Origin of the sequence: Pseudoclavibacter sp. RFBJ3, from assembly GCF_002931375.1 — a bacterium.
Taxonomy (GTDB): domain Bacteria; phylum Actinomycetota; class Actinomycetes; order Actinomycetales; family Microbacteriaceae; genus Pseudoclavibacter.
The window spans coordinates 1-770 of record NZ_PSXZ01000046.1 but is presented as its reverse complement, the minus strand read 5'-3'; the positions used below and the strand labels follow the sequence as shown (position 1 = coordinate 770).

The 770-nt window shown below is 68.2% G+C and carries 1 protein-coding gene; it reads right to left on the bottom strand.

Translation table 11 applies throughout. The features are described from left to right. On the bottom strand, positions 1 to 770 hold a 770-nt coding region (gene pyk, locus C5E07_RS19070; protein ID WP_104301655.1), incomplete at both ends, for a pyruvate kinase.

Sequence of the window (770 nt, the reverse complement as noted above, 5' to 3'; positions counted from 1 at the left end):
AGGCCGTGCGCCTCGGTCGACTCGATGATGCGCGCCATGGTGCGCACCGCCTCGATCGGGAACGCGCCGACGCTGGTCTCGCCGGAGAGCATGAGCGCGTCGGCGCCGTCGAGGACGGCGTTGGCGCAGTCGGATGCCTCCGCGCGGGTGGGGCGCGGGTTCTCGATCATCGTCTCGAGCATCTGCGTCGCGACGATCACGGGCTTCGCCCAGCGGCGAGCCTGCTGGATCGCGTTCTTCTGCACGATCGGGACCTGCTCGAGCGGAAGCTCCACGCCGAGGTCGCCGCGGGCGACCATGATGCCGTCGAACGCGTCGACGATCTCGTTGAGGTTCTCGACGGCCTGCGGCTTCTCGATCTTCGCGATCACGGGAAGGCGGATGCCCTCCTCGTCCATGATCGCGTGGACGCGGTTGATGTCCTCCGCCGAGCGCACGAACGACAGGGCGATGATGTCGGCGCCGATGCGCAGACCCCAGCGCAGGTCGTCCTCGTCCTTCTCGGAGAGGGCTGGCACGTTCACGGCGACGCCGGGCAGGTTGATGCCCTTGTTGTTCGAGACCTTTCCTGGCACCTCGACGCGGGTCGTGACGGTCACGCCGTCGGTCTCCACGACGCGCACGAGCACCTTGCCGTCATCGATGAGCAGCGGGTCGCCCGGCTTCACGTCGGTGGGCAGGCCCTTGTAGGTCGTGCCGACGAGGTCCTTCGTGCCGGGCACGTCCTGGGAGGTGATCTTGAAGATGTCCCCGACCGCGAGGTGGTGGGG